Genomic DNA, 772 nt, shown 5'->3' on the forward strand with positions numbered 1-772 from the left:
CGCGCAGGCGGCGCGGTTGGGGGAGTTCGTCGCCAGGGCCGGGAAAGAGGTGTCTCCGGTCGGCGCCGGGACGGCGCTGCTGTCGCGATCGGCAGGCGACTACCGGGCAGTGGTCGTCGGTTCCGACGCGGACGAACTCCGGGCCGGTCTGGCGCTGGTGGCCGAGGGCGACGCCTCGCCGGTGGCGACGGGCGGCAGTGTCGGGCTGTTGTTCACCGGTCAGGGTGCGCAGTGGCCGGGGATGGGTTCGGGGCTGACCGGTTTCCCGGTGTTCCGGGAGGCGTTCGAGGAGGTCTGCGCCGGGTTCGACGATCTGCTGAGCCGGCCGCTGGGCGAGGTGCTCGCGGACGCGGGCGGCGACGGGCTCATTCATCGGACGGAGTTCACGCAGCCGGGGTTGTTCGCGTTCGAGGTGGCGATGTTCCGTCAGCTTCGTGCGTGGGGTGTGGAGCCGGGTGTTCTGGTCGGTCATTCGGTGGGTGAGCTGGCCGCGGCGCACTGCGCGGGTGTGTGGTCGCTGGCGGATGCCTGCCGTCTGGTGGCTGCTCGTGGGCGGTTGATGGATGCGTTGCCGCCGGGTGGTGCGATGGTGTCGCTGCGCGGCAGCCTGGACGAGGTCACCGCCCTGATCGAGGGCTCCTCCCGGGTGGATGTGGCGGCGGTCAACGGGCCGTTGTCGGTGGTCGTTTCCGGTGATGAGGGGGAGATCGAGGGCTTGGTGTCGCGTTGGGAGGCGGACGGCGGCAAGGCCCGCCGGCTCCGGGTGTCCCAT

Annotated in this window: 1 protein-coding gene; it reads left to right on the top strand. The window is 71.5% G+C overall.

The window, feature by feature from the left end; translation table 11 throughout:
- Positions 1–772, top strand: a 772-nt coding sequence (locus LG396_RS38820; protein ID WP_225798316.1) for an acyltransferase domain-containing protein, incomplete at both ends; no start/stop codon positions are given.

The organism is Streptomyces aculeolatus (assembly GCF_020400605.1).
GTDB lineage: Bacteria > Actinomycetota > Actinomycetes > Streptomycetales > Streptomycetaceae > Streptomyces > Streptomyces aculeolatus.